The organism is Martelella radicis (assembly GCF_014196625.1).
Classification (GTDB): domain Bacteria; phylum Pseudomonadota; class Alphaproteobacteria; order Rhizobiales; family Rhizobiaceae; genus Martelella; species Martelella radicis.
Genome location: NZ_JACIDZ010000008.1, coordinates 63,838 through 88,243 on the forward strand (window position 1 = coordinate 63,838; position 24,406 = coordinate 88,243).

General features: G+C 62.3%; 23 protein-coding genes. 15 read left to right on the forward strand and 8 right to left on the reverse strand.

Translation table 11 applies throughout. From position 1 onward, the window contains the following. Positions 1–285: 285 nt before the first annotated feature. From GGR30_RS12675 to GGR30_RS12720, 10 genes are read left to right on the forward strand one after another with little or no spacing between them, the layout of a single operon-like run. A complete protein-coding gene (locus GGR30_RS12675) occupies positions 286–1,467 on the forward strand; it encodes an aldose 1-epimerase family protein (protein ID WP_183486822.1) in 1,182 nt (393 codons plus the stop codon). Continuing rightward, on the forward strand, positions 1,464–2,225 hold the full coding sequence (locus GGR30_RS12680; RefSeq protein WP_183486824.1) for an SDR family NAD(P)-dependent oxidoreductase: 762 nt from the start codon (positions 1,464–1,466) through the stop codon (positions 2,223–2,225). Before GGR30_RS12675 ends, GGR30_RS12680 begins: the two co-directional genes overlap by 4 nt. 5 nt (positions 2,226–2,230) lie before the next feature. Next, complete coding sequence (locus GGR30_RS12685; protein ID WP_183486826.1) at positions 2,231–3,424, forward strand: CaiB/BaiF CoA transferase family protein; 1,194 nt, start codon at positions 2,231–2,233, stop codon at positions 3,422–3,424. Further along, a complete protein-coding gene (locus GGR30_RS12690; RefSeq protein ID WP_183486828.1) occupies positions 3,421–4,554 on the forward strand; it encodes an extracellular solute-binding protein in 1,134 nt (377 codons plus the stop codon). The genes GGR30_RS12685 and GGR30_RS12690 overlap by 4 nt, the downstream gene beginning before the upstream one ends. Next, on the forward strand, positions 4,551–5,330 hold the full coding sequence (locus GGR30_RS12695) for an enoyl-CoA hydratase/isomerase family protein (RefSeq protein WP_183486830.1): 780 nt from the start codon (positions 4,551–4,553) through the stop codon (positions 5,328–5,330). The genes GGR30_RS12690 and GGR30_RS12695 overlap by 4 nt, the downstream gene beginning before the upstream one ends. Before the next feature lie 7 nt (positions 5,331–5,337). Further along, a complete protein-coding gene (locus GGR30_RS12700; protein WP_183486832.1) occupies positions 5,338–6,285 on the forward strand; it encodes an ABC transporter permease in 948 nt (315 codons plus the stop codon). A gap of 41 nt (positions 6,286–6,326) precedes the next feature. Beyond that, the gene (locus tag GGR30_RS12705) at positions 6,327–7,292 is read left to right on the forward strand and encodes a sugar ABC transporter substrate-binding protein (protein ID WP_183486834.1); all 966 of its coding nucleotides are present in this window, start codon (positions 6,327–6,329) and stop codon (positions 7,290–7,292) included. Then, positions 7,289–8,836, forward strand: a complete 1,548-nt coding sequence (locus GGR30_RS12710) for a sugar ABC transporter ATP-binding protein (protein WP_183486836.1) — start codon at positions 7,289–7,291, stop codon at positions 8,834–8,836. Before GGR30_RS12705 ends, GGR30_RS12710 begins: the two co-directional genes overlap by 4 nt. Beyond that, complete coding sequence (locus GGR30_RS12715; RefSeq protein WP_183486838.1) at positions 8,833–9,978, forward strand: fumarylacetoacetate hydrolase family protein; 1,146 nt, start codon at positions 8,833–8,835, stop codon at positions 9,976–9,978. The genes GGR30_RS12710 and GGR30_RS12715 overlap by 4 nt, the downstream gene beginning before the upstream one ends. A gap of 10 nt (positions 9,979–9,988) precedes the next feature. After that, positions 9,989–11,503 carry an aldehyde dehydrogenase (NADP(+)) gene (locus tag GGR30_RS12720; protein WP_183486840.1) on the forward strand — a complete coding sequence of 505 codons (1,515 nt, stop codon included), beginning with the start codon at positions 9,989–9,991 and terminating at the stop codon, positions 11,501–11,503. 241 nt (positions 11,504–11,744) lie between these two features. Here the strand turns inward: GGR30_RS12720 and GGR30_RS12725 are convergent, their stop codons facing one another. The 7 genes from GGR30_RS12725 to GGR30_RS12755 form a co-directional block, all read right to left on the reverse strand. Continuing rightward, entirely contained in the window at positions 11,745–12,752 is a 1,008-nt protein-coding gene (locus GGR30_RS12725) for a LacI family DNA-binding transcriptional regulator (protein ID WP_183486842.1), read from the reverse strand. A 188-nt stretch (positions 12,753–12,940) separates the two neighbouring features. Then, positions 12,941–14,035 carry a 5-methyltetrahydropteroyltriglutamate--homocysteine S-methyltransferase gene (locus GGR30_RS12730; RefSeq protein WP_183486844.1) on the reverse strand — a complete coding sequence of 365 codons (1,095 nt, stop codon included), beginning with the start codon at positions 14,033–14,035 and terminating at the stop codon, positions 12,941–12,943. Positions 14,036–14,208: 173 nt separating this feature from the next. Continuing rightward, positions 14,209–14,610, reverse strand: a complete 402-nt coding sequence (locus GGR30_RS12735) for a Fur family transcriptional regulator (protein WP_246413822.1) — start codon at positions 14,608–14,610, stop codon at positions 14,209–14,211. Positions 14,611–14,720: 110 nt separating this feature from the next. Then, complete coding sequence (locus tag GGR30_RS12740) at positions 14,721–15,569, reverse strand: metal ABC transporter permease (protein ID WP_183486848.1); 849 nt, start codon at positions 15,567–15,569, stop codon at positions 14,721–14,723. Further along, positions 15,566–16,423 (reverse strand): metal ABC transporter permease, encoded by an 858-nt coding sequence (locus tag GGR30_RS12745; RefSeq protein ID WP_183486850.1) that lies wholly within the window; start codon positions 16,421–16,423, stop codon positions 15,566–15,568. The genes GGR30_RS12740 and GGR30_RS12745 overlap by 4 nt, the downstream gene beginning before the upstream one ends. Next, on the reverse strand, positions 16,423–17,331 hold the full coding sequence (locus GGR30_RS12750; protein WP_183486852.1) for a manganese/iron ABC transporter ATP-binding protein: 909 nt from the start codon (positions 17,329–17,331) through the stop codon (positions 16,423–16,425). Before GGR30_RS12750 ends, GGR30_RS12745 begins: the two co-directional genes overlap by 1 nt. A gap of 127 nt (positions 17,332–17,458) precedes the next feature. Further along, a complete protein-coding gene (locus GGR30_RS12755; protein ID WP_183486854.1) occupies positions 17,459–18,382 on the reverse strand; it encodes a metal ABC transporter substrate-binding protein in 924 nt (307 codons plus the stop codon). Between the two features lie 290 nt (positions 18,383–18,672). On the opposite strand from GGR30_RS12755, the gene GGR30_RS12760 reads away from it, so the two are divergent. From GGR30_RS12760 to GGR30_RS12770, 3 genes are all read left to right on the forward strand, one after another. After that, a complete protein-coding gene (locus GGR30_RS12760; protein ID WP_183486856.1) occupies positions 18,673–19,818 on the forward strand; it encodes an NAD(P)/FAD-dependent oxidoreductase in 1,146 nt (381 codons plus the stop codon). 123 nt (positions 19,819–19,941) lie between these two features. Beyond that, on the forward strand, positions 19,942–20,151 hold the full coding sequence (locus GGR30_RS12765) for a DUF5368 family protein (RefSeq protein ID WP_183486858.1): 210 nt from the start codon (positions 19,942–19,944) through the stop codon (positions 20,149–20,151). Positions 20,152–20,189: 38 nt separating this feature from the next. After that, the gene (locus GGR30_RS12770) at positions 20,190–20,681 is read left to right on the forward strand and encodes a bacterioferritin (protein WP_183486860.1); all 492 of its coding nucleotides are present in this window, start codon (positions 20,190–20,192) and stop codon (positions 20,679–20,681) included. 168 nt (positions 20,682–20,849) lie between these two features. Here the strand turns inward: GGR30_RS12770 and GGR30_RS12775 are convergent, their stop codons facing one another. Further along, the gene (locus tag GGR30_RS12775) at positions 20,850–22,076 is read right to left on the reverse strand and encodes a CaiB/BaiF CoA transferase family protein (RefSeq protein ID WP_183486862.1); all 1,227 of its coding nucleotides are present in this window, start codon (positions 22,074–22,076) and stop codon (positions 20,850–20,852) included. Between the two features lie 290 nt (positions 22,077–22,366). Between GGR30_RS12775 and GGR30_RS12780 the strand changes: the two genes are divergently transcribed. Together GGR30_RS12780 and GGR30_RS12785 are read left to right on the forward strand one after the other, a co-directional pair. Next, positions 22,367–23,575, forward strand: coding sequence for an ABC transporter substrate-binding protein (locus GGR30_RS12780; protein WP_210288037.1), 1,209 nt, complete (start codon positions 22,367–22,369; stop codon positions 23,573–23,575). A gap of 79 nt (positions 23,576–23,654) precedes the next feature. Next, positions 23,655–24,404, forward strand: a complete 750-nt coding sequence (locus GGR30_RS12785; RefSeq protein WP_183486864.1) for an SDR family NAD(P)-dependent oxidoreductase — start codon at positions 23,655–23,657, stop codon at positions 24,402–24,404. Positions 24,405–24,406 lie beyond the last annotated feature (2 nt).

Consider the following 24,406-nt stretch of genomic DNA (forward strand, 5'->3'; position numbering starts at 1 on the left):
CTCGGGACAAGCCCGAGCATGACGGAGGAACGTGGAGCGGGCTTTGTTAGCAGTCTGCTTGGCTAGTCTTTTTGCCTCCTTCCCGTCACCCGGCCAATTCATCCACATACCTAAAAAACGTCATTCCAGCGCTGCTTTCCCAGGATGGCTGTCGGCAGCTTTGATGCAAAATGATGTATTTTGATGACTAATGTTGATTTATAGATCGCGCCTTTCGGCCTAATTTCCCTCGCGAGGTATCACGGTTCCATTTGCCGTGAGGAGATTGAAAAGAAGGGGAGGAGGATGGTCCATCTTTATGGAAAGTCCTTGTCGCGCGCCGAACTGGCCGCGCTCAGCGGAAATGTGAGCCATGCGGCGGGCGTGCGGCTGATGCAGCTCGAAGACGGGCTTGAGCGCGGCATCCGCATGCTGGAGTTCCGTTCCGGCACGGGGCTCCGCTTCACGGTTCTCATCGACCGCGCCATGGATATCGCCGATTGCGAGTATCGCGGCCAGGGCATCGGCTGGCAGAGCCCTGCTGGCTTTCGTCATCCGGCCCTGCATGAATATGAGGGCGAGGGCGGCCTTGGCTTCATGCGCAGCTTCTCCGGCATGATGATTACCTGCGGTCTCGACCACATCCTGTTCATGAATGATACGGAGACCAGCTCCTATTTCTATGGTCCGCGCGAAAAGGCCTCCCATTCGCTGCACGGTCGTGTCGGCACGATACCGGCGCGGCTGACCGGCTATGGTGAGCGATGGGACGGAGACCGGCTGATCCTGTGGGCCGAGGGCGTCGTGACCCAGGCCGCCGTCTTCGGCGAGCATCTCGAACTGCATCGTCGCATCGAGATCGAGGCGGGCACCAATGACATCCGCCTTACGGACCGGGTCGTCAATGCCGGCTTTTATCGCACGCCGCACATGTTCTGCTACCACATCAATGTCGGCCATCCCGTGCTGGAAGAGGGCGCGCGTTATCTCGCGCCGATCCGCGATGTGGTCAATGTGGCGCATGCCGAAACCTACGAGAAACAGGGCGTTGGCTATCGCACGCTCTCCGCGCCGCAGATGAATTTCCACGAACAGGTATGGCAGCACGAAATGGCGGCAGACGACAACGGCTCCGTTCCGGTCGCGCTCGTTAACGACCGTCTCGGCCTCGGCTTCATGGTGACGACGAAGAAGGACCAGTTCCCCTGCCAGTATGAATGGCAGAACCTGCAGGCAGGCCAATATGCGCTGGGGATCGAGCCTTCGACCCATCACGTGCTTGGCAATAACGCGGCGCGTGAGCGCGGCGAGATGATCTGGCTCGAACATGGCGATGAGCGCCGCTACGACACGGTGTTCTCCATCCTGCCTGACGCCGATGCGATTACGGCGGCGGAGGCCGAAATCCGCGCCATCGCTGTCCAGCCGGAGACGGACTACCCGGCGCCCAGCGGCAATTTCCGCCCGATCGAGGGGCGTGGAGCATGAGCGCGCGCTTTGATGTTGCCAACCGCAAGGTGCTTTACACCGGCGGAGCCGGCGGGCTTGGCACCGAGACCACCCTGGCGCTTCTTGCCGCCGGCGCCGAGGTGCATGTGCTCGATTTCGACGCCGAGAAGATCGCGACGCTTGAGAGCCGCGCGCCCGAGGGCTCGATCCACCGGCTTCATCTCCACCGGATCGACCTTCTCGACAAGCCGTCCCTTGCCGGCTTGCTGGAAAGGCTTGCCGCCGACCGCCCGATCGATGTCGTGATCAACAATGCCGCGTCCTATCCCTCAAAGCCCTTCGAGGATTACAGCGACGCGGAACTGGCGGCGGTTCACGGGGTCAATGTGGAGGCCGCGCAGCTTTGCACCAGGGCGGCCCTGCCAGGCATGCGGGCGCAGAACTGGGGTCGCATCCTGAACGTCACTTCGATCACCCTTTCCGGCCAATGGGAGAACCTTGTTCCCTATGTTCAGTCGAAGGGCGCGTTGCTGGGCCTGACGCGGGCCTGGGCGCGCGAGTTCGGCAAATGGGGCGTTACCGTCAATGCGATCTCGCCGGGCGCCTTTCCGACCGACGCGGAGAAGATCCACCCCGATCCCGAGGGCTACAACGCCATGGTGCTCGACCGGCAGGCGGTCAAGCGGCGCGGCAATCCGATGGATATCGCCGCCGCCGTCATGTTCCTGGCTTCCGAAGAAGCCGGTTTCATCACCGGACAATCGCTCGCCGTCAATGGCGGCTGGGTCATGGAGTGAGCAAGATGGGAATTTTGAGCGGATATACGGTGCTGGACTGTTCCATAGCCATGGCCGGGCCGTTTGCGGCCCAGCGTCTCGGCGATCTCGGCGCTGATGTGATCAAGATCGAGCCTGTGACCGGCGAATGGCAGCGCCACGCGCCGGCCGGCGGGGCGACCGGAAACGAGGTCAATGTCTCCTTCCTGTCGCTCAACCGCAACAAGCGGTCTCTGGCGGTTGATCTGAAATCCGACGAGGGCCGTGCGATCATTCAGCGGCTGGTGAAAACGGCCGACGTGTTCATCCAGAACTATCGCGCCGGCGTCGCCGGGCGTCTGGGCGTGGATTATGAAATGCTGTCGGCCATCAATCCGGGCCTCATCTATGTGTCGATGACCGGCTTTGGCGAGGATGGCCCCTATGCCAAACGGCCGGGGCAGGACCTGTTGCTGCAGGCCATGTCCGGGGCGATGATGTCGACCGGGCGCGCCGGCGAGCCGCCGCAGGCCTCAGGCCAGTATATCGTCGACGCGGTGACCGCCTACACGGCGTTCGAAGGCGCGCTTGCCGCGCTGCTGCACCGCGAGCGCACCGGCGAAGGCCAGAAGGTCGAGGTCAACATGCTCGACGCGATCACCACGATCCAGATGCAGGAACTGTCGGTGTTTACCGTTGGGCACAAGCCGCAGGAGCGCAGCGCCGAACCGCATGCCCATGTCTATATCCGCTCGCCCTACGGCACCTTTGCCACCACGGACGGCTATATCGCGCTCGCCATGCCGCAATTCGAGGCCATGGCCAAGGCGCTTGACGAGCCCCGCTTTGCCGAACTCGACGAGATGAAGGCCGGCTGGGAGGACCGCGACGGCGTTTTCGCGCTGACGCGCGAGGCCATCGGCAAGTTTACGACCGAAGACGCGCTGGAACGTTTGAATAGCCACGGCATTTGGGCCGGGCCGGTCTATACCTATGCCGACCTGGTGGCCGATCCGCAGATCGCTCACAACGGAACATTCGTCGAGTATGATCATCCGACCGAAGGCCGGGTGAAGACGCCGGGCTTCCCGATTCGTTTTTCGCGCACGCCGTCCGAGGTCCGCTACGGCGCGCCCCGCGTGGGCGAACATACGAGAGAGGTTCTCTCTGCTGCCGGCTTCTCCGACGCCGAGATCGCGGAAATGGCGAAGTCCGGTGCGATCAAGGGGATGGGCGAATGAGATTTCGCGGCCTGACATGGGATCATCCGCGCGGCAGGCTGGCGCTGGAACGCGCCGGCGGGCCGGTGGATTGGGACGTGCAGCCGCTCGAAGGTTTCGAAAGCGCGCCCATTGCCGAGAACTGTGCGAAATACGACCTCGTCGTGCTCGATCATCCGCATCTGGGCGAGGCGCTTGTCGCCGGCTGCCTGCAGCCGCTCGATGAGATTTTCACCGCCGAAGAATTGACCGCGATCGACGCGCGGACCATCGGCCGCTGTCTTGAGAGCTACGAAAGCGGCGGTCGTGTCTATGCCCTGCCGCTCGATGCGGCGACACAGGTCATGGCCTGCCGTCCCGACCTCGTTACCGAGCATCCGCAGAACTGGGAGGATGTGCTGACGCTTGCCCGGGAGACCAGTTCTGCCAGCAAACGCGTCGGCCTTTGCCTTGCCGGTCCGCATGCCTTCCTGTCTTTCCTCTCCGTCGCCCAGGCCATGCAGCCGGAACTGGATCTGCGCAACGGCGACACATGGGTGCCGGATGAGGTGGCTGAGGCGGCAATCGCGCTTCTTGCTGAACTTGCGGCGATGACGCCGGCAACGACGCGCGGCCTCAACCCGATCGGCATGCTGGAACATATGGCGAGCGCGGATGATGTTCTGCTCTGCCCGCTGGTCTACGGCTATGTGAATTATGCCGCATTGAGCCGCAGCCGTCCGCTGGCCTTTCATGATGCGCCGCGTGTTGGCGGCGGCCCGCCCGGAACCATTCTCGGCGGCACTGGTATCGCTGTCTCCACGCGCTGCGCGGTAAACGACGAACTGCGCGCCCATCTTCTGTGGCTGATGAGTGCGGATGTGCAGGCCGGTTTCATTCCCGAAAACGCCGGGCAGCCATCCGCAAGGGCGGCATGGCTGAGCGAGGATGTGAACGCGCCTGTCGGCGGGTTCTACCGGAACACGGCGGCAAGCCTTGAGGCGGCGGCGATCCGGCCGCGCCATGACGGCTATATCGCCTTCCAGTCGGAGGCCTCGGCCTATCTGAGGCAGGGCTTTGACGACAGGACGCCTGAGACCCTTATGGCGCGTGGGCTTGCGGAACTCTTTGCCCGGTCAAAGGAAAAATCACTGGAGGAGGCCAGGACATGAACGAGCCCGATGCACGGGAACTGACACTGGACGTGTCGGGACATGTTGCCACGATCACCTATAACAGGCCGGCAAAGCTGAATGCCATGACGCCGGAAATGGCGCTGCTGCTTGAGGAAGCCGTCGCCGCCTGCAACAGCGCCGACGATGTGCGCGTCGTGATCCTGACGGGCACCGGCAAGGCCTTTTGCGCCGGCTCCGACATCGCGCTGCTTGAGACCTACGAGACACCGTGGGCCTTTCGCAACCGCACGGAATATTGCGACATTCTGCGTCATTTACGCAAACCCTCGATTGCGGCCATCAATGGCTATGCCTTTGGAGGGGGACTGGAAATGGCCATGTCCTGCGATATCCGCCTGGCCTCGGAAAATGCGAAACTGGGCGCACCGGAGATTAAGCTCGGCTGGATCGGCGGCGGCGGCATGACGGCGCATCTCGCCCAATCCATCGGCCCGTCGAATGCGGCGTTGATGGTGATGACCGGCGAGCCGGTGAGCGCCGCTCAGGCCTTGTCCTGGGGGCTGGTCAGCGAAGTCACCGGACCCGAGGCATTGATGGAGCGCGCCCGCGAAATCGCCGGGCAGATCGCCGCCCGCGCGCCGATTGCCGCGGAAACCGCCAAGGCCAATCTCAAGGCGGCCTTCAACATGCCGCTGGAACAGGCGGTCGCCTATGAACGCGACCTGCAGACGATCTGCTTTGCCACCGAGGACGCGCAGGAGGGCCGCGCCGCCTTTTCCGAGAAACGTCCCGCGGCCTTCGCAAAGAGGTAATGGAAGAATGACCCGTCTCAAAACGCTGGTGAAACACCGCGAATTTTCCGTCTTTGCGATGCTGATCCTCGTCGCGCTCTACCTGAGCTTTTCGAACGACTATTTCCTGTCGCAGCGCAATCTCATGAATGTCGGCCGGCAGGGTTCGGTCGTGGCAATCGTCGCTCTCGGCCAGGCGCTGGTGATCATCGCGCGCGGGATCGACTTGTCCGTCGGGTCGGTGATCGGGCTTTCTGCCGTTTGCGCCGCGATCACGCTGCAGACGACGGATTCGAACATTCTCGCTCTGGCCGCCGGTCTTGGCGCGGGCCTTTTTGCCGGCGGGCTCAACGGTCTGATGGTGACGCGCTTTCGCATCAACCCCTTCATCGCCACGCTTGGCATGCTGTCGATTGCGCGCGGCGTGGCGCTTTTGATGACCGGCGGCATTCCCGTCACCTTCATGGGCTGGGCCGAAGTGCTTGGCGCGGGACGCGTCTTCGATATCCCGGTCTCGGTGATCCTGATGATCGGACTTGCCATCATCGTGCATCTGATCGCAACCCGCACCGTCACGGGCCGCGAAATCTACGCCGTCGGCGACAATCCGAAAGCCGCGCGTCTGGCCGGCATCAATACCAGTCGCATCCGCATGGTGGTCTTTGCCTTTTGCGGCCTGCTTGCGGGGCTTGGCGGCATCATTCTCGCCGGCAATCTGGCCAGCGCCGACCCCAATCTGGGCATGGGCTACGAGCTTGACGTGATTGCTGCCGTCATTCTCGGCGGCACCGCGCTCAGCGGCGGTCGCGGCTCGATTATCGGCGTCTTCATCGGGGCCATGCTGATGGCGCTTTTGAACAATGCATTCGTTCTGCTGGGCATTTCGGCCTACTGGCAGGTCGTGACCAAGGGGCTCATCATCATCCTCGCCGTGGGGGTGGACGGGCTTCACAGAGGAGACGAGGCCGAGGATTGATCCGATCAGGATCGCACATGTTGAAACTAGGAGGAAGCAACATGAAACTGCGTAAATTTGCTGCGGCGCTCGTGGCCGCAACCGTGTGGAGTGGGGTGGCCATGGCTGATGGCCTGCCGGAAGGCGGCACCGTCGAGGCGGTGGAGAAGGCCGGAGACAATGTCCGCATCGCCTTCCTGTCCTTCCAGAACAACCCGTTCTGGATCCCGGTCACCGAAGGCGCGATGGCGGCCAAGGACTATCTGGCCGACTTCAACGGCACGCTCGATTATGTCGATCTTGGCGACGACCTTTCGGCAGAAGCCGTGGTCTCCGGCATCGAAGCCGCCCTTGCCCAGCAATATGACGGCATTGTCGTTGTGCCGATCTTTGATGGTACGGCGCGCATCATCAACGAGGCGACGGAAGAGGGCGTACCGGTCTTCTCCATTATCGCCGAAGGTGCGGTGCCGTCCAAGCGGCTCTCCTTCATGGGCCAAGACGCGACAGCCGCCGGCCAGCAGATCGGCGCGTTCATCAACGAGAAGATGGACGGCGACGGCAAGCTCGGCGTGATCACCGGCTATTTTGGCGCGACCCAGCACCAGATGCGCATGAACGGCGCGCTCGACTATCTGAAGGAAAATGCGCCCGGTATCGAGATCATCGGCCCGTTCGAGAACCGCGACAAGGCCGAAAGCGCCTATTCGCTGGTGCAGGACATGTATACGGCCAATCCCGATCTCGAAATGGTCTATGTCACGGCCGGCGGCCCCTATGGCGCAGCCAAGGCGGTTCAGGACCTGGGCCTCACCGGCGAGATCGGCGTTGTCGGCTTCGACCACACGCCGGAAAACATGGCCTATCTTGAGAGCGGCGAAATGGTCGGCCTGCTCGACCAGGCGCCCTTCCAGCAGGCGTTCGACAGCTCGGTCATGCTGTTCAATCACCTGGTTGCCGGCACCGAAGTGCCCGAACTGATCGAGGCCGACGGCAATCTCATCACGCCGACGGATGTCGCGAAATGAACCCGCTAGCGGGCCATAAACCGATCGGGGGCAGCGGCAATGCTGCCCCCAGGATCAGGTTGACCGGGATTTCCAAGAGCTTCGGTCCGGTCAATGTGCTGGAAGATGTCTCGCTGACGCTCGGGCCCGGCGAGGTTATCGGCCTTCTCGGCGAAAACGGCGCGGGCAAATCGACGATGATGAACATCGTTTCCGGCGGCCTGAAGCCGGATACCGGCGAAATTCTCTATGACGGCAGGGAAACGCAGTTTGCCTCCATCGCCGAGGGGATCGAGGCGGGCATCGCCTTCGTCCACCAGGAACTCTCTGTGGTCGGCGCGCTCAGCGTTGCCGAAAACCTTTTTCTGGGCCGTATGCCCCGCAATGCCGCAGGCCTTGTTGACCGCAAGCGGATGCGCGAAGAGGCGCAGGGCATGCTGGACGCGGTCGGGGCGGGAAGCATCAATGCGACCCGCTTGGCGGGCACGCTTCGTGCCGGCGAGCAGCAGCTTGTCGAGATCGCCCGCGCGGGCGCGCGCAATCCGCGGCTTCTGATCCTCGATGAGCCGACATCGTCGCTGACGCCGCATGAGGTCGAGGGGTTTCTCGATTTCGTTCGCCGCGCGCGCGATGCCGGCACGGCCATCATTTTCATCACCCATCGCCTGGAAGAGGCGATGTCGATCTGCGACCGCCTGCTCGTGCTGCGCAATGGCTGCGTCGTCTCCGACCGCAAACCGGAAGACACGACGAAGGACCAGATCATTGCCGACATGACCGGAAAATCGGCGCTCTTTGCCCATCCGGACCGGACGATCACGTCGGATGAGACCGCGCTGGAACTCGCGGGCGTCAGCGTGCCGCATGTGCTGGAGGATGTGAGTTTTTCGGTGCGCAAGGGCGAGATTTTCGGCCTGTTCGGTCTTGTCGGGGCCGGGCGGACCGAGCTTCTGGAAACCATTTGCGGCGCACGACGCAAGGCCGCCGGCGCAATCACGCTTGATGGCGCGCCGCTTGCGCCGCGCAATCCGGCAGAGGCGCTGCAACGCGGCATCGCTCTGGTGCCGGAAGGCCGCAAGACCGCGGGGATCCTGCCGCAGCATTCGGTTCGGCGGAATGCCTCGGCCTCCTCGCTCAGGAGCTTCGCCCGCTTCGGCGTGGTTTCCGGCAGGCGCGAGGCCGGGGCGGTTGCCAATGAACTCTCCGCGCTTTCGGTTCGCATGGAACATGATGGCCGGCCGATCACGACGCTTTCCGGCGGCAACCAGCAGAAGGTGATCTTTGCCCGCGCGCTCCTTTCGGGACCGACGCTGCTTTTGCTGGATGAGCCGACCCACGGGGTGGATGTCGGCGCCAAGGCCGAGATTTACGACATCGTGCGCGCCGCCGCCGATGAGGGGCTGACGGTGATCGTCGCTTCGTCCGAGCTGCCCGAGATCACCGGCCTTTGCGACCGCGTCGGTGTCCTGTCGAAAGGCCGGCTGGCTGGCGTTCTGGCGCGTGAGGAGATGGACGAGGCCCATATTCTGCGCCTCGCCTTCAGCGAACATGAAAGAGAGACATGACGCATTTTGATCTGGACGAAAACGGCATCTGGCTGGGACGGGTATGGCTACCCGAAGTGGAAGGGCCTGCCGTGGTCACCTGCCGCAACGGGCGGGTGATCGACATTTCCGCCAGGGGCGGCGCCACCGTCAGCGACATCTGCGAGATGGAAGACCCCGCCGCCTATGTTGAAGAAGCGCCGGGCCGTGATCTCGGTGCGCTTGCCGATCTTCTTGCCGCCGATCCGGGCAGCAGGACGGCTGTGCATTTCCTGGCGCCGAACGATCTGCAGGCGATCAAGGCCTGCGGCGTGACCTTTGCCCGTTCCATGGTCGAACGCGTGATCGAGGAACAGGCGGCCGGCGACCCGAAACGCGCCGAGACGATCCGCGCGCGCATCGGCACGCTGATCGGCGACAGTCTGCGCAATATCAAGGCCGGCTCCGAGGAGGCCCAGAAGGTCAAGGCGGCGCTTCAGGCCGAAGGGCTGTGGAGCCAGTATCTGGAAGTCGGCATCGGTCCGGATGCCGAGGTCTTCTCCAAGTCGCAGCCGATGTCCGCCGTCGGCTACGGGGCGGAGGTCGGCATTCTGCAGATCTCGCAGTGGAACAATCCGGAGCCGGAAGTCGTGCTCCTGGTCAACAGCCGCGGCGAGATACTCGGCGCAACGCTCGGCAACGACGTGAACCTGCGCGATGTCGAGGGGCGCTCGGCGCTTCTGCTCGGCAAGGCCAAGGACAACAATGCCTCCTGCGCCCTCGGCCCGATGTTCCGCCTGTTCGGCAAGGGTTTCGGGATGGATGATGTGCGGGCGATGCAGCTTGGCCTTCGCGTCGATGGGCCGGAGGGCTATGTGCTTCACGGCCAGTCATCGATGGCGGAGATCAGCCGCGATCCGGCGGATCTCGTGCGCCAGACTGTTGGCGCGCATCACCAGTATCCCGACGGTTTCATCCTGTTCCTCGGCACGCTTTTCGCGCCGACCGAGGACCGCGATGTGCCGGGCGAGGGCTTTACCCACAAGACCGGCGACCGGGTGACCATTTCCAACCCCGCGCTTGGCGCGCTTTCCAACACGGTGCGCTACGCCTCCGACTGCGCGCCCTGGATCTTCGGAACCGGCGCGCTGATGAAGAACCTCGCCGCACGAAATCTTCTCTGAAAGGACCGTCATGACCTACACTCCCCACGGCAAACACCTGATTGCCGGTGAATGGATCGCGACCGAAAACAGGTTCCAGTCCGAGCCAGCGCGCGGTCCGGCGCACGACTTCTCCGTCGGCACGCCGGAACTCGTGGCAAAGGCCTGCGAGGCGGCGGAAGAGGCCTTCTGGCGCTATAGCGAGGCGAGCCGCGAGGAACGCGCCGCCTTTCTCAACGCGATTGCCGATGAAATCGAGGCGCGCGGCGAAAGGATCACCGAGATCGGCACGCAGGAAACCGGTCTTCCGGAAGCGCGTCTTGATGGCGAACGCGGGCGAACCACCGGCCAGCTTCGGCTTTTCGCAAGCCATATCCTGAAGGGCGACTATCTCGACCGCCGCCATGACAAGGCCCTGCCGGATCGCAAGCCGGCGCCGCGCCCGGACCTTAGAATGATGGAGCAGCCGATCGGGCCGGTCGCCGTCTTCGGCGCGTCCAATTTCCCGCTGGCGTTCTCGACGGCGGGCGGCGATACGGCGGCAGCACTTGCCGCCGGTTGCCCGGTTGTCGTCAAGGGGCACAGCGCCCATCCCGGAACCGGCGAGATCGTCGCCGAGGCGGTGCTGGCGGCGGTGAAATCCTGCGGCATGCCTGATGGCGTATTTTCGCTGATTCAGGGTGGCAACAGGGCCGTCGGCTCCGCTCTGGTGCAGCATCCGTTGATCAAGGCGGTGGGCTTTACCGGATCGCTTGGCGGCGGTCGCGCTCTGTTTGATCTCTGCGCCGCGCGGCCCGAGCCGATCCCCTTCTTCGGCGAGCTCGGCTCGGTCAATCCGATGTTCATGCTGCCTGAAGCGATTTCCAGTCGCGGTGCGGAACTCGGCAAGGGCTGGGCCGGATCGCTGACCATGGGCGCCGGTCAGTTCTGCACCAATCCCGGCATCGCCGTGGTGATCGAGGGCGCCGAGGCCGATGCCTTCATCGAAACGGCGCAGACCGCACTGGGCGAAGGCGGCGCGCAGACCATGCTGACGGAGGGGATTGCCAAAGCCTATCGCGAGGGCGCTGAAACCATTGGCGCTGCCACCGGCGTGCAGGCGCTCCTCACGTCCATGTGCGACCAGCGCTCGGCAAAGCCCTTCCTCTACAAGGTCGCAGCGTCTGACTGGCTCGCCAATCACGCGCTCTGCGAAGAGGTGTTTGGACCGCTTGGCCTTGTCGTGGTGGCGAAGGATGTCGAGGAGCTTGTCCGGGTTGCCCTGAGTTTCCGGGGCCAGCTTACCGCGACGCTGCACATGGATGATGCCGATGCCGACCTGGCCCGGCGGCTTCTGCCTGTGCTGCAGCGCAAGGCCGGTCGCGTGCTGGCCAACGGCTTCCCGACCGGCGTCGAGGTCTGCGATAGCATGGTGCATGGCGGCCCATACCCGGCCTCGACCAATTTCGGCGCAACCTCGGTCGGCACCCTGTCGATCCGGCGTTTCCTGCGGCCGGTCTGCTATCAGAACCTGCCCGAGAACCTTCTGCCGGTGGATGTGAGATAGGACAAATGATTATGCGGCCTGGCTTCGGGTGAGCCACGGTCGCGATCGAAACCTCCACTCCTCTCCTCCGTCATGCCGGCCTTGAGCCGGCATCCAGGGCCGAACACCGAGGTGCCTTTCAGCTTAAGATACTGTCACGAAGATTGTTTTTGTAGCCCTGGACCCCGGCTCAAGGCCGGGGTGACGGAGGAGAGGAAGGCGCTGTCGCGTAGCTGCAAGGGAGGTTCGCCACCACCCGGGCTCACCGCATCGGTATATTCTCGCGAAAGATGACCTGGAGCCGGGGCGGATATTCCGGCTCCATCTGACCGCGAACGGCCGCCGAGAGCATGCGTAGCACCTCTCGCGCCTCGATGCGCGGGTTCTGGTCGATCACCGCATCCATGGTGCGGTCGAGAAGGGCCGTTCGAGTGGTGTCGGTGAGGTCGTGGCCGATGAACACGACCTCGCGACCCCTTCGTGTTTCCTTGAGCGCCTGGACAATGCCCTGATTGCCTGCGCCGATGCTGTAGATGCCATCGATATCCGCGCGCTCCAGCAATTGTCTGGTTTCCTGATAGGCCTTGGCGCGGTCATCGCCGACTTCGGCGAAATGCACGATCTCCAGATCGGGGAAATCCTCCGCCAGCATCGAGCGAAACCCCATCTCGCGCTCCTCATGGCCGCGATAGGCGAGCGAGCCGATGAAGACGGCGATCTTGTAGCGCTTTCCATGGTTGAGAAACCGCCCGAGCAGAAGTCCGGCAAGCCGGCCGGCGGCGCGATTGTCGATACCGACATAGCCGACCTTCGAGATCGCCGAAATATCGGAGACGAGCGTGGCAATGCGGACACCCTTCCTGGAAAGCTGCGTCAGTTCCTCGCGCAGCATCGGGTGATCCGGCGCAACGATGCCGATCGCGTCGCACTTGCCCTCGACGGCGCGCAATGCCGCGACATAGGCGTCGGGGCTGGGGTTGACGACCTCTTCCACCTGCACCGAGACGTCCGAGCGGGCCTGGGCTTCCTCCAGAAGCTGGGTGCGCAGCCCGCGCATGAAGGAGTTGGGCCCCTCGGGCAGAAAGAAGATGATGCGGACCGCCTTGCTGCTCTGGCTTTCTGACAATCCGAAATAGCCGAGCTGTCGAGCGGCCTCCATGACGATCGTGCGCGTGCGCCCGCGCACGCCGGCGCGGTCGTTCAGAACGCGGTCCACGGTCGCCGGAGAAACGCCCGCAAGCCTTGCGATCTCGGACATGGTGACGCGCATGATGGCCCTCCGGATGATTGCGTCAGGAAGAACATCATTTTCAATCATCAGAAGGTGTGAATCAACGGACTATCGGCAATGATTGCAATGTTTTACACGCTTTCTGAGGTGGAGCGAAAATCGCTGTTCCGTGCCGATCTCACCCGCGGCAACGAGCCGCGGGTGAGATCGGGAGAACATCAGACTCGTCAGGCTTCGCCCCAAAGGTCGTGTGCGACCTTGACGACGAGTTCGAGCTTGCGGCGCTGGTCGTCCTCGGTCAGCGCATTGCCGTGTTCGGTAGAGGCAAAACCACATTGCGGGGCGATGCCGAGCTGGTCCATGTCGACATATTTCGCGGCCTTGTCGAACTGGCCGCGAATCCAGTCCATGCTTTCCAGTTCCGGCGTTTTGGTGGTGATGAAGCCGGCCATCACGCGCTTCTTGCCCTTGGGCAGAAGCTTCAGCGGTTCCAGGCCGCCGGCGCGGTCGGTGTCGTATTCCATGAAGTAGATGTCGACGCCGGTCTTGTTGAAGATGGCATCCGCAGCCGCGTCATAGCCGCCCGACGCCGCATAGGTGGAGCGGAAATTGCCGCGGCACATATGCATGCCGATCAGCATGTCGGCAGGACGGTCCTTGATCGCCTCGTTCAGCATCCATGCATAACGGTCAATCAGCCAGTCGGGATCCTGACCCATGGCCTTGCGCTGTTCGCGCTGCTGAGCATCGCCGAGATAGGCGAAGAAGATATCGTCGAGCTGCAGGTAGCGGCAGCCGGCAGCGTAAAAGGCGTCGACCGCCTGCTTGTAGGTGGCTGCGATTTCCGCAAAGAGGACATCCGGGTCCTTGTATTCAGCCGGCAGGACATCGGCCGGATCGGTGCGGAAATGGACGCAGGAGGGGCCGGGGATCGAGATCTTCGGGCAGACTTTCGTATGCTCCTTCACGAAGGTGAAGTGCTCCAGCATCGGGTGATCGGCGGGAAAGCCGAGCTTGCCGTTTATGACCGGGCGGACCGGCGGGATCTTGGTGCCGTGGAACTGCACGCCTTCGTCGCGCGTCTGCATCTCCATGCCGTCCAGCATTCCCATGAAGTCGAAATGCCAGAAGGCGCGGCGGGCTTCGCCGTCGGTGACGACCTTCAGCCCCACATCCTCCTGCATCCTGATCAGCGCCGGAATCGCCGCATCCTCGATGGCGCGGAGCTCATCGGCGGGAACATGCGCGTTGCGGGCGTCTGCGATCGGACGGGGGCGAAGAAGACTGCCGACATGGTCGGCGCGGAACGGGGGTGTGGGCATGGCTTACTCCTCACTTTGGAAGCGGTGTTGTTGCATAGGGCATTTTGCGGTCGAGTGAAATCATGCGGCTTTGGCGACAAGGCGCCGAAACGGACAGAGGGAGCGCGGTTCCTTTTCGGGCGGCGGCGGTCCGGACCGGCGGTCTCTCATGGCATGCATTTTTCCCGGGTGCATCATCTGCGCGGCTTCACATAGATCTCGAGTTTGTGGCTGACGATCGAAAAGCCGTGTCTGCGGGCGATCTCTTCCTGAAGCCGCTCGATCTCGTCGGAGCGGAATTCGATGACGTCGCCGGTCTCGACATTGATCAGGTGATCATGGTGGGGATGATCGGCGCTTTCGAAGCGGGCAGGGCCGTCGCCGAATTTGTGCTTTTCGAGGATGCCTTTTTCCTCGAGCAGCTTGAGCGTGCGATAGACGGTGGCAAGCGCGATGCCGGGATCGATTTCCGCCACGCGCCGATGCAATTCCAGGGCGTCGGGATGGTCTTCCATGCTGGACAGAACCTGCAATATGACGCGGCGCGGCTTGGTCAGGCGGAGCCCGTTCTCGGCGCAAAGGCTTTCAATGTCCATGCGATCAGGCCCTTTCATTGGCTCAAGCGGGTGGCGACCTGCCTTTCAACCGAGGAACGCCTCGCTTTCGCAACTAAGCCAGTTGCGTCGCAATTGCAACATTTCCGGACCTATTCGGGCTCCCGCCGGCTTTCTGCCCGGGCCACTCGTCGTGTGGAATAGATGAAAACGGCGATGAAGGCGGCAGACAGCAGAAGCACGATTGTCGGCGCCGGCGAACTGTCGATGAAGAACGACAGGTATATGCCGAGGAAGGACGACAACACGGCGATGATCACCGACAGGATCAGCATGGCCGAGAAATTTCGGGTCAGCAGAAAGGCGATGGCACCCGGCGCGATCATCATCGAGATGGCGAGAATGATGCCGACCGCCTTGAGCGCCGCGACCACCGTTAGCGAGATCATGGCGAGCAGTCCGTAATGCAGGACATTGACCCTGAGGCCGACGGCGCGCGCCTGTGCCGGGTCGAAGGCGTGAAGCAGGAAGTCCTTCCATTTGAAACCGAGCGCGCCGACGACGAGAACGGAGATCGCGGTCGTTTCCGCGATATCGCCCCAGGAAACGCCGAGCATGTCGCCGAAGAGGATATGGTCGAGATGGACCGAAGACTGGATCTTCACATACATGACCAGGCCGAGGCCGAACATGCCGGCAAACACGATGCCCATCACCGTGTCCTGCTTGATCCGGCTGTTTTCGCTCAAGTAACCGGTAGCCAGAGCGCAGACCATGCCTGCCGCAAACGCCCCAATGGCATAGGGAAAGCCGATGATGTAGGCGATGACGACGCCGGGAAAGACCGCGTGCGAGATGGCGTCGCCCATCAGCGACCAGCCCTTGAGCACGAGAAAGCAGGAGAGCAGCGCCATGGGCACGGCGACCATGGTCGAGATGATCAGGGCGCGGACCATGAATTCGAACTGGAACGGCATGATGAGCGCGTCGATGGGGTTCATCGCTCGGCCTCCAGCGCCTGTCTGGCGCGTTGCCTGGCCGCCCGGACGCCATGTTTCGGCGCGAAGACGAAGGCTGTCAGGAATATTGCAGTCTGCAGGACGACGATGATGCCGCCGGTCGCGCCGTCGAGGAAATAGCTCGCATAGGCGCCGACAAAGCTCGTCAGCGTGCCGATGACGACAGCGAGGATCAGCAGGCGGGGGAAGCGGTCGGTCAGGAGATAGGCCGTCGCCCCCGGCGTGACGACCATGCAGATCACCAGAAACGCGCCGACGGTCTGAAGTGCGGCAACGGTGGAGGCGGCAAGCAGCGTGAAGAAGACGGCCTTCAAAAGCCCCGGCCGAAGTCCGATTGAACGCGCATGGTTCTCGTCGAAGAAGGTGACCATCATGTCTTTCCACTTGAAAAGAAGGATTGCCAGCGAGACGAAGCCGATGATCGCGAGTTGCAGCGTGTCCTCCGGCGTGATCGCCAGGATGTTGCCGAGCACGATCGTCTGGATATTGACCGATGTCGGCGAGATCGACGCCATGAACAGGCCGAGGCCGAAGAACGAGGAGAAGATCAGCCCGATGATCGCGTCTTCCTTCAGCTTGGTGCGCTGATTGAGAAACAGCATGGCCGCAGCCGCCAGCCCGCCGGAAAAGAAGGCGCCGATGGAAAAGGGCAGGCCGAGCATGAAGGCGCCAGCAACGCCCGGAACGATCGAATGCGAAAGCGCGTCGCCGATCAGCGACCAGCCTTTCAGCATCAGGAAACAGGAGAGGAAGGCGCAGACCCCGCCCACCAAGGCCGAGACCCACATGGCATTGGTCATGTAGGCGTAGCTGAAGGGCTCGAAGATGAGAGACATCAGCGCTCGTCCTCCGCCTTGCCGTCTTCGTCTCGCTTTTGCGCAATGCCGTCGCGAAAGATCAGGGGGCGCTCGTCATCGGAGAAAATGCCGACAGGGTTCGGCCGCTCGTGTTTTGCGCCGTTGTTCAGCATAAAGTGCCTGAGCACTCCGCCAAAGGCCTGTTCCAGGTTGGCCTCGGTAAAGGTTTCCTCCGTCGGGCCGTAGGCAAGCACCGTACCCTTGACCAACACGGTCTGGTCGCAGAATTCCGGCACGGAGCCGAGATTATGGGTAGACACAAGCATCACCCTGCCTTCGTCGCGCAAATCCCGCAAGAGCCTGATGATCTGGTCCTCGGTCTTGACGTCGACGCCGGTAAACGGTTCGTCGAGCAGGATGACCCAGCCATCCTGCGCCAGCGCGCGCGCCAGGAAGACGCGCTTCTTCTGCCCGCCGGAGAGCTCGCCGATCTGGCGATGTCGGAATTCGTTCATGTTGACGCGTGCAAGGGCCTTGTCGACGGCCTCGTGATCGGCCTTCTTGGCGCGGCGCAGCGGTCCCATATGGCCATAGCGGCCCATCATCACCACGTCTTCGACCAGAACCGGAAAATTCCAGTCGACCTCTTCGGCCTGCGGCACATAGGCGACGAGGTTCCTTTTCAGCGCTGCGCTGACCGGCATGCCGAGAACGGATATCTCGCCCTTGGCCAGCCGCACGAAGCCCATGATCGCCTTGAAAAGGGTGGACTTGCCGGCGCCGTTGACCCCGACCAGGGCGGCGATCGTGCCGCGCGGGATCGTAAATGACGCTTCGGTCAGCGCCGTATGGCCGTTGCGATAGGTCACGGTCGCGTCGTTGACAGCAATACCGGTTTCCTGGTCCTGCCCTGTCTGGTCCGGGCGCCAGTCCGCGCGCTTGTTCATTCCGCCAATACCTTTGGTTTTCAGATGCATCGCATCCCTGCACAAGACTGCGGGGCTGCAGGTGCTGTCGATGATAGGGCAAGGGCCTGACAATGAAAGACACCGCGCGGCCGAACTGCCCTATGGGTTACAGGTTGGACGAAAGTCCCTTGGCGATCCGGTCCGATGTCACCTTCAGAAGATCGATATAGGTCGGGACCGCGCCATCCGGGTCGCTCAGCGAGTCGACATAGAGCACGCCACCATATTCGGCATCGGTCTCGCGGGCGACCTGCTGGGCAGGCGCAGGCGAAATCGTGCTTTCGGAGAAGACCACCGGAATATCGTTCTCGCGCACGACATCGATGACATGGCGCACCTGCTGCGGCGTGCCCTGCTGGTCGGCGTTGATCGGCCAGAGGTAAAGCTCCTTCAGGCCGAAATCGCGGGCAAGGTAGGAGAATGCGCCTTCGCTGGAGACCAGCCAGCGCTTGTCTTCCGGCACGGCATCGATTTCCGCCTTGATCGGATCGATGACAGCGCGGATCTCTTCCTTGTAGGCCTCCGCATTGGCGGCATAGGCGTCGGCATTGTCCGGATCATATTCCGTGAAGGCATCGCGGATGTTGTCAACATAGATCAGCGCGGAGGTCGGCGACATCCACGCGTGCGGGTTGGGCTTGCCCTCGTAAGGCCCGGACGAAATGCTCATCGGTTCCACGCCGTCGGAGACGACCACGCTCGGCACGTCGTCGAGGTTCTGGAAGAATTTTTCGAACCAGAGTTCCAGATTAAGCCCGTTCCACAGGATCAGGTCGGCGTCCTGAGCCCGCAGGATATCCCGCGGCGTCGGTGCATAATTGTGAATCTCGGCGCCCGGCTTGGTGATTGACTCCACGATGGCCGCGTCGCCGGCGACATTCTGGGCGATGTCCGCGATCACCGTAAACGTCGTCACGGCCTTGAACTTGCCGTCTTCGGCCGCCGCCGCCGGCATCGCGGCCGTCGTCGCCGCGGTGACTGCCAGGGCCGTCATGGCCGTCAGTATGGACCGCCGGGTCGCATCAAACATTTCTCTCTCCTGTTGCAAATGCGTCTAGGAAGCAAGGTTTCTATTTTTTTAATGTAATTGAGAATTATTTGCAATAAGGATGATGAAGAATCCGGATTTTGGTTTTCCGGTGTGGAGAGTCACCTGATGCAGCGTGAGATGAGCCTTCTTTGCCAGCAGCTTCGTCCAGTGTACCCAGTTGACCCTTTTCCCTGTTTCATGTGTCCGCGAACCAAATTCATCCAAAAAACATTTGCCATTCCAATTTATATACGTATATATGAAGAAACATATATTACAGGCGTGACGATATGACCAACGTGACCATCATCGGTACCGGCTTTGCGGCGCTCACCACCGCGCGAAGTTTGCGCAGGCGAAATGGCGACGTGACGATCCGGATGATTTCGCCGCGCGACCAGCTTCACTATCTTCCAAGTTCGATCTGGCTTCCTGCGGACCTGCGCTCGGGCGAGGACCTGAAAATACCGCTTGCGGGTTTCTTTGCGGAACACGATATCGAATATGTCCGCGCCAGCGTCACCGGCCTTGGCGAAGATGGCTGCACGGTGCTGACCGACGATGGCGACTATCGGGCCGACCAGCTCGTGATTGCCTCCGGCGCCCGCTTCATCAAAAAACTTCCCGGTATCGAGCACGCATTGGTGCCCTGTGAGGGCATTGCCGTCGGCGAGGAGATTGCGCGGCGGCTTCAGGCCATGGACGGCGGCACGATCGCGGTCGGCTTTGCCTCCAATCCGAAGGAACAGGGGGCGGTGCGCGGCGGGCCGATGTTCGAATTCCTGTTCATCATCGATACCCTGCTTCGCAAACAGAAGCGGCGCGACAAGTTCCGCCTGGTCTTCTTCAACCCGTCCGAGCGGCCGGGCCAGAGGCTTGGCGACAAGGCCGTCGATGGCCTGCTGAGGGAGATGGAGCGGCGCGATATCGAGACCCGTCTCGGACACAAGATGGTCCGGTTCGAGAAGGACCAGGTGGTCACGGAGGGCGGCGCCTTTCCCGCCGACCTGATCCTGTTCATGCCTGGGCTGACGGGGCCGGCATGGCTGGAAGAAACCGATCTGCCGCTTTCGCCCGGCGGCATGATCGCGGCCGATGAGATGTGCCGGGTCAAGGACCGCAAAAATCTCTGGGTCGTCGGCGATGCCGGGTCGTTCCCCGGACCGGAATGGATGCCGAAACAGGCCCATCAGGCGGATCTGCAGGGTATGGCTGCGGCGGAGAATATCGCACTCGCTCTCAAGGGTGCGCCGCCCCGCCGCGCCTTCAAGCCGGAGCTTATCTGCATCGTCGATACGCTCGATGCCGGCATGCTCGTGTTCCGCAATCTGAAGCACAACATCCTCTTGCCGAAGAGCCGCGTCTTCCACTGGCTGAAGCGTTATTTCGAAAGGCATTATCTGAAGGCTTTTCGCGGCGCCGCAACCAGGCGCTGAGGCCGTCCCCGTTTCTTGGCGAGACAGGCCCTATATCGTCGGCTGCGCGGAGGATTTCGCGCGGCCCTTGTCCAGAACCGTCGGCGCGAGACGGCCTCGCCGCCAAAACAACGAGCAATCCCGATGAAGCGACGCGAGTTTCTATCGCTTGGCGCGGTCGCGGCCATATGGCTCCTGCTCGCGACGACGCATTCCCGGCTTTCGGACATGGGCGGCCCTGTCGATGTAATGGTCCTTCTGGCCGTGGCCCTTGCCGGGGCGATCGGGATGGCCATATTTGTCTATACGATCGGTTCATTGATCACTGGCCCGCGCGCCCGGCGGCGGGCGTGAACGACCCTGAACCACCGAACCAGAAAAGGATGTTGGCGATGAAAAACACCAAGCTGATCGAATATCTTCAGCGCGCGGTCAATATGGAGATGAGCGCTGCCCATCAGTATCAGCTTCACGCGCATACGCTTGAGGATTGGGGCCTGACGAAAATGGCCGCGAAGATGCGCGAGGAGATGTCGGAGGAACTCGGTCATTCCGATCTGTTTATCGAACGGCTGTTCTTCCTCAAGGCCTCGCCCAGGATCGCCTTCGACAAGGAGCCGCACAAGGCCGAATCCCTGCCGGACATGTTCAAATCCGACAAGGCCGACGAGGAGGAGGCGATTTCGGTCTACACTGAGGCGGCGAAGCATGCTGCCGAGCTTGGCGACATCGGCACGCGCACGCTGTTTGAGAAGATCGTGCTGGACGAGGAAGGCCACAAGGCGTGGTTGGAGCTTCAGCTCGACCTGATCGAACGTCTCGGCGAGAAGACCTACAGCGCCAAGCTCGTCTCCTTCGACGAAGACGAGGAAGCCGAGGACTGAAATCAACCTCGGGCGCCTTGCGCCCCGAGCAGGCATGATGCGGTGCAGCCGTCTTCCCGGAGATGCGCCGCCGCCCGATAGCGGAACCGCGTTTCATCGAGACGCGGTTCTTTTGTTTCTTGCGCCCCTCATAGGGGGCCAGGCATGCCTTTGCGGTCTGGGAGGGCTCTACTCGGCCCTGGCCGTCGTCTTCGGTTTCGACCAGAGTTCCCTGTCGCGTCTGGCCGTCAGGGCGGCGCCGGCCTCGATCATGGTTTCGATGATGCCCTCGTCGTATCCGAGCGTCCTCAGGATCTCTGCCGTGTCCTCGCCGAGAAGCGGCGGAGCGTCGGCTCGACCCTGCGTGCGCAGAAGCGCCGGTATCGGGAAGTCTGGCGAGGCGAAGTCGTAATCGCCAAACACGAATTCGGAGACCTTGTCGCCGGCCATGGCCTGCGGGGCCGCGAGCACCCTGTCTGCGGAGAGGATTTCGGTGAAGCCGACGCCCTGCCGGGAGAGCTTCTCGGTCAGGACGTCGTAATCCTCTGCGCCGACGGCAGTGGCCACCATCTCTTCCACGCGCGGGCGCTCGCGTCTGCGGTCGCGAAGGCCCGCAAGCGTCGGGTCGGGAGCGATGCCAGCCGCCGCGCAGAATTTACGCCAATGATCGTCCGTCAGCATCACGAGATAGATCCAGCGTTTGTCCCGCGTCTCGTAGGCGCCATAGCCGGGTATGCTGAACTCCGCCGAGGGTTCTGTCTCCGGACGTCCGAGAAGCTGTGATTTGAGCTGAACGCCAAGCAGATCGCGAGCGGCGATGTGCAGTCCGGTTTCGTAAAGTCCAAGCTCGATATTGCGCTTGGCCGGATCGTCCGAAAGAAGCGCCGAGAGGACGGCGATTACCGCATAGCAGCCGGCGAACTGATCATGATAGGACGGGCCAAGCCTGGAGGGGCGGCCGTTGACGCGGTTGGAAAACATCACGCCCGTTGCCGCTTCGGCGATCGGGTTCGACGCTACCTCTTCTTCAAGCGGTCCCGCGCCATAGCCTTTAATATGGCAGAAAATGATCTCGGGATTGAGCCTGATGCAGTCCTGATATGTCGCCCCGAGCTTTCGCGCCGCCGATGGGGAGAGATTGTGCACGACGATGTCGCAATCTTCGATGAGACGACGGAAGACCGCTCGTCCCTGATCCGACTGAAGGTCGAGGCAGAGGCTTTTCTTGCCGCGGTTGAAGGCGAGATAGCTGCCGCTCGGGCCGCCACGCACCAGTTTGCGGGTCGTTTCGCCGGCCGGCGGTTCGATCTTGATCACCGTTGCGCCCAGTTGCTGGAGAATGTGCGTGGCGAAGGGCGCGGCGATCATGCTGCCGAGTTCCAGCACCGTCTTGCCCGCCAATATCCCGTTTTTCATTCACGCCTCCCTCATCGCGCCGCGCCGCAATGGCACCGATTGGCGCTATGACTGTCAGGTTCGTGGCGATTTGACAAGATTAAAATGCATTATTTTGGGCGAACGAGGACGATGTTGACGCAGTCATCGAACCAGGGATGGAGCGAAAAGACCGAAATATAGCGCTTTTTAATTGAGGCCAAGCCGGATTCGTCACTCAAAAATAAAATAAGATGCATTTTCTATTGACCTCTTGGCGGGGCCTGCTATCGTCAGGCTGGAGGAACGAAACATGTTCGGGAGGAGATCACATGTTTTCGAGACTGAGAAGGGTGGCCCCTGCGGCCGCCATTGGCGCAGTGCTGCTTTCCGCGGGGCCGCTGGCCGCTGCCGATCCCGGCATTGATGCCGAGAACAAGGTCGTCACCATCGGCGCTTTCACGCCGGTTACGGGACCTGTGCCATTCTATGCCATCCTGACCCATGCCGCAGAGGCTTATTACAAGAACCTCAACGACAATGGCGGCATTGATGGCTGGACCATCAATTACGTGACCAAGGACGATGGCTACGAGCCCGCGCGCTCGGTCGCCGTTACCCGGCAGATGGTCGAGGATGACGGCATTTTCGCGCTGTCGGCGCCGATTGGCACGGCAACCAACGTCGCCGTTCTGCCCTATGCGCGCGAAGTTGATCTGCCCGTGGTCGGGCCGATCGGGGGCGCAAGCGCCTTCTTCGTCGAGCCGACCGTGTTTCCGCTGCTGCCGGATTATGGCTGGTCGGCGGCATCCAATGCGGACTACGCGATCAACACGCTCGGCCACAAGAAGATTGCCCTGCTGTGGGAAAATGACGAACTCGGCAAATCGGCAAAGCGCGGTTTTGACGCCTATATGGCCGACCTCGGCCTGGAGCCGGCGGAGTCGATTCCCTTCGACGTGAAGACCACGAGTTTCAGTCCGCATATCCGTCGCGTTGCCAATTCCGGCGCGGATGCCGTGATCCTGTTCGGCTCCAACGCCAACCTGGCGGCCGCGCTGAAGGCGGCCGATCTGCAGGGGCTTGATGTCGACTGGTTCGCGCCGTTCTTCACCGCGGATCCATCCACTTTCAAATTGGCCGGCGATCTGCTGGATGGCGTCTATTTCTCGTCCTGGCTTTTGCCCGTCAGTTCCGATGTGACGGATATTGCCGCCTACCGGGATTCGATCAAGAAATACTATCCCGACGATCCGGTCGGCGTCTTCGGCCTCAATGGCTGGAGCAATGCGGCGATCTTCCACAAGGGATTCGAGGCGCTTCTGGCCTCCGGCAACGAACTGACCCGTGAAAACCTGATTGCCGCGCTGGAGACGCTGAAGGATGCCGATGTCGGCGGCGCGAAGGGCGTGACCTTCGAGCCCGGCGATCATCGCGGCACCCGTCAGGAAGGCATCATCCAGGCCAAGGGCGACAGTTTCGAGCTGGTGCAGCCGTTCCGACCCTATCCCGCCGTGGTCTTCGACGCCAAGGCTGAGTAACAACCCTCGCGCGCCGCGTCAAAAGCGCGGCGCGCCTTTCTTTTGAATTTGCAGATTTGAATGACGGGAGAACACAGGGATGTCCCTGATACCAGTCAGCGCACCGGCGCGGATGGACGGAAAGATCGCATTTGTAACAGGCGCTGCCGGCGGCATCGGCCGCGCCACGACGCTGGCGCTCGCAGAAGCGGGCGCGACGGTGATTGCCACCGATATCGCGGAAACGGCGGCGTTCGACCATCCGGCGGTCAGCTATCGCCGCTATGACGTGACCTCGCGGGAAGAGACCGACGCGCTGGTGGCCGATATCCGCTCCGAACATGGCCGCATCGATGCGCTTATTCTGTGCGCCGGCACGATCTCGCACCGTCCGCTCGGCGAAAGCACCGATGAGGAATGGCGCGCCATTCTCGACGTCAACCTGATGGGCGTCGTCAATCCGGTGCGGGCAGTGTTCCCGGTCATGGCCGAGCAGGGCATGGGCAAGATGGTGGCGCTCGGTTCCATCGCCGCCAAGATCGGCGGCGTCGCCTCCGGTCCGTCCTATGTTGCGGCGAAATCGGCCGTTCACGGGCTGATGAAATGGGTGGCCAAGGCCGGCGCGCCCCAGGGCGTCTATGCCAGCATCATCGCGCCCGGCCCGGTGGAAACGCCGATGTGGGAAACCGTGACCCAGCGCGCCGCGCCCTCTGCCAACGGCAATGTGCCGCTCGGCCGTTTCGGCCAGCCGGAGGATATCGCGCAGGCGATCCTGTTCCTGTGCTCGCCCGCCTCAAACTGGATCACCGGCACCGTTCTGGATGTGAACGGCGGCATGTTGATGGATTGATA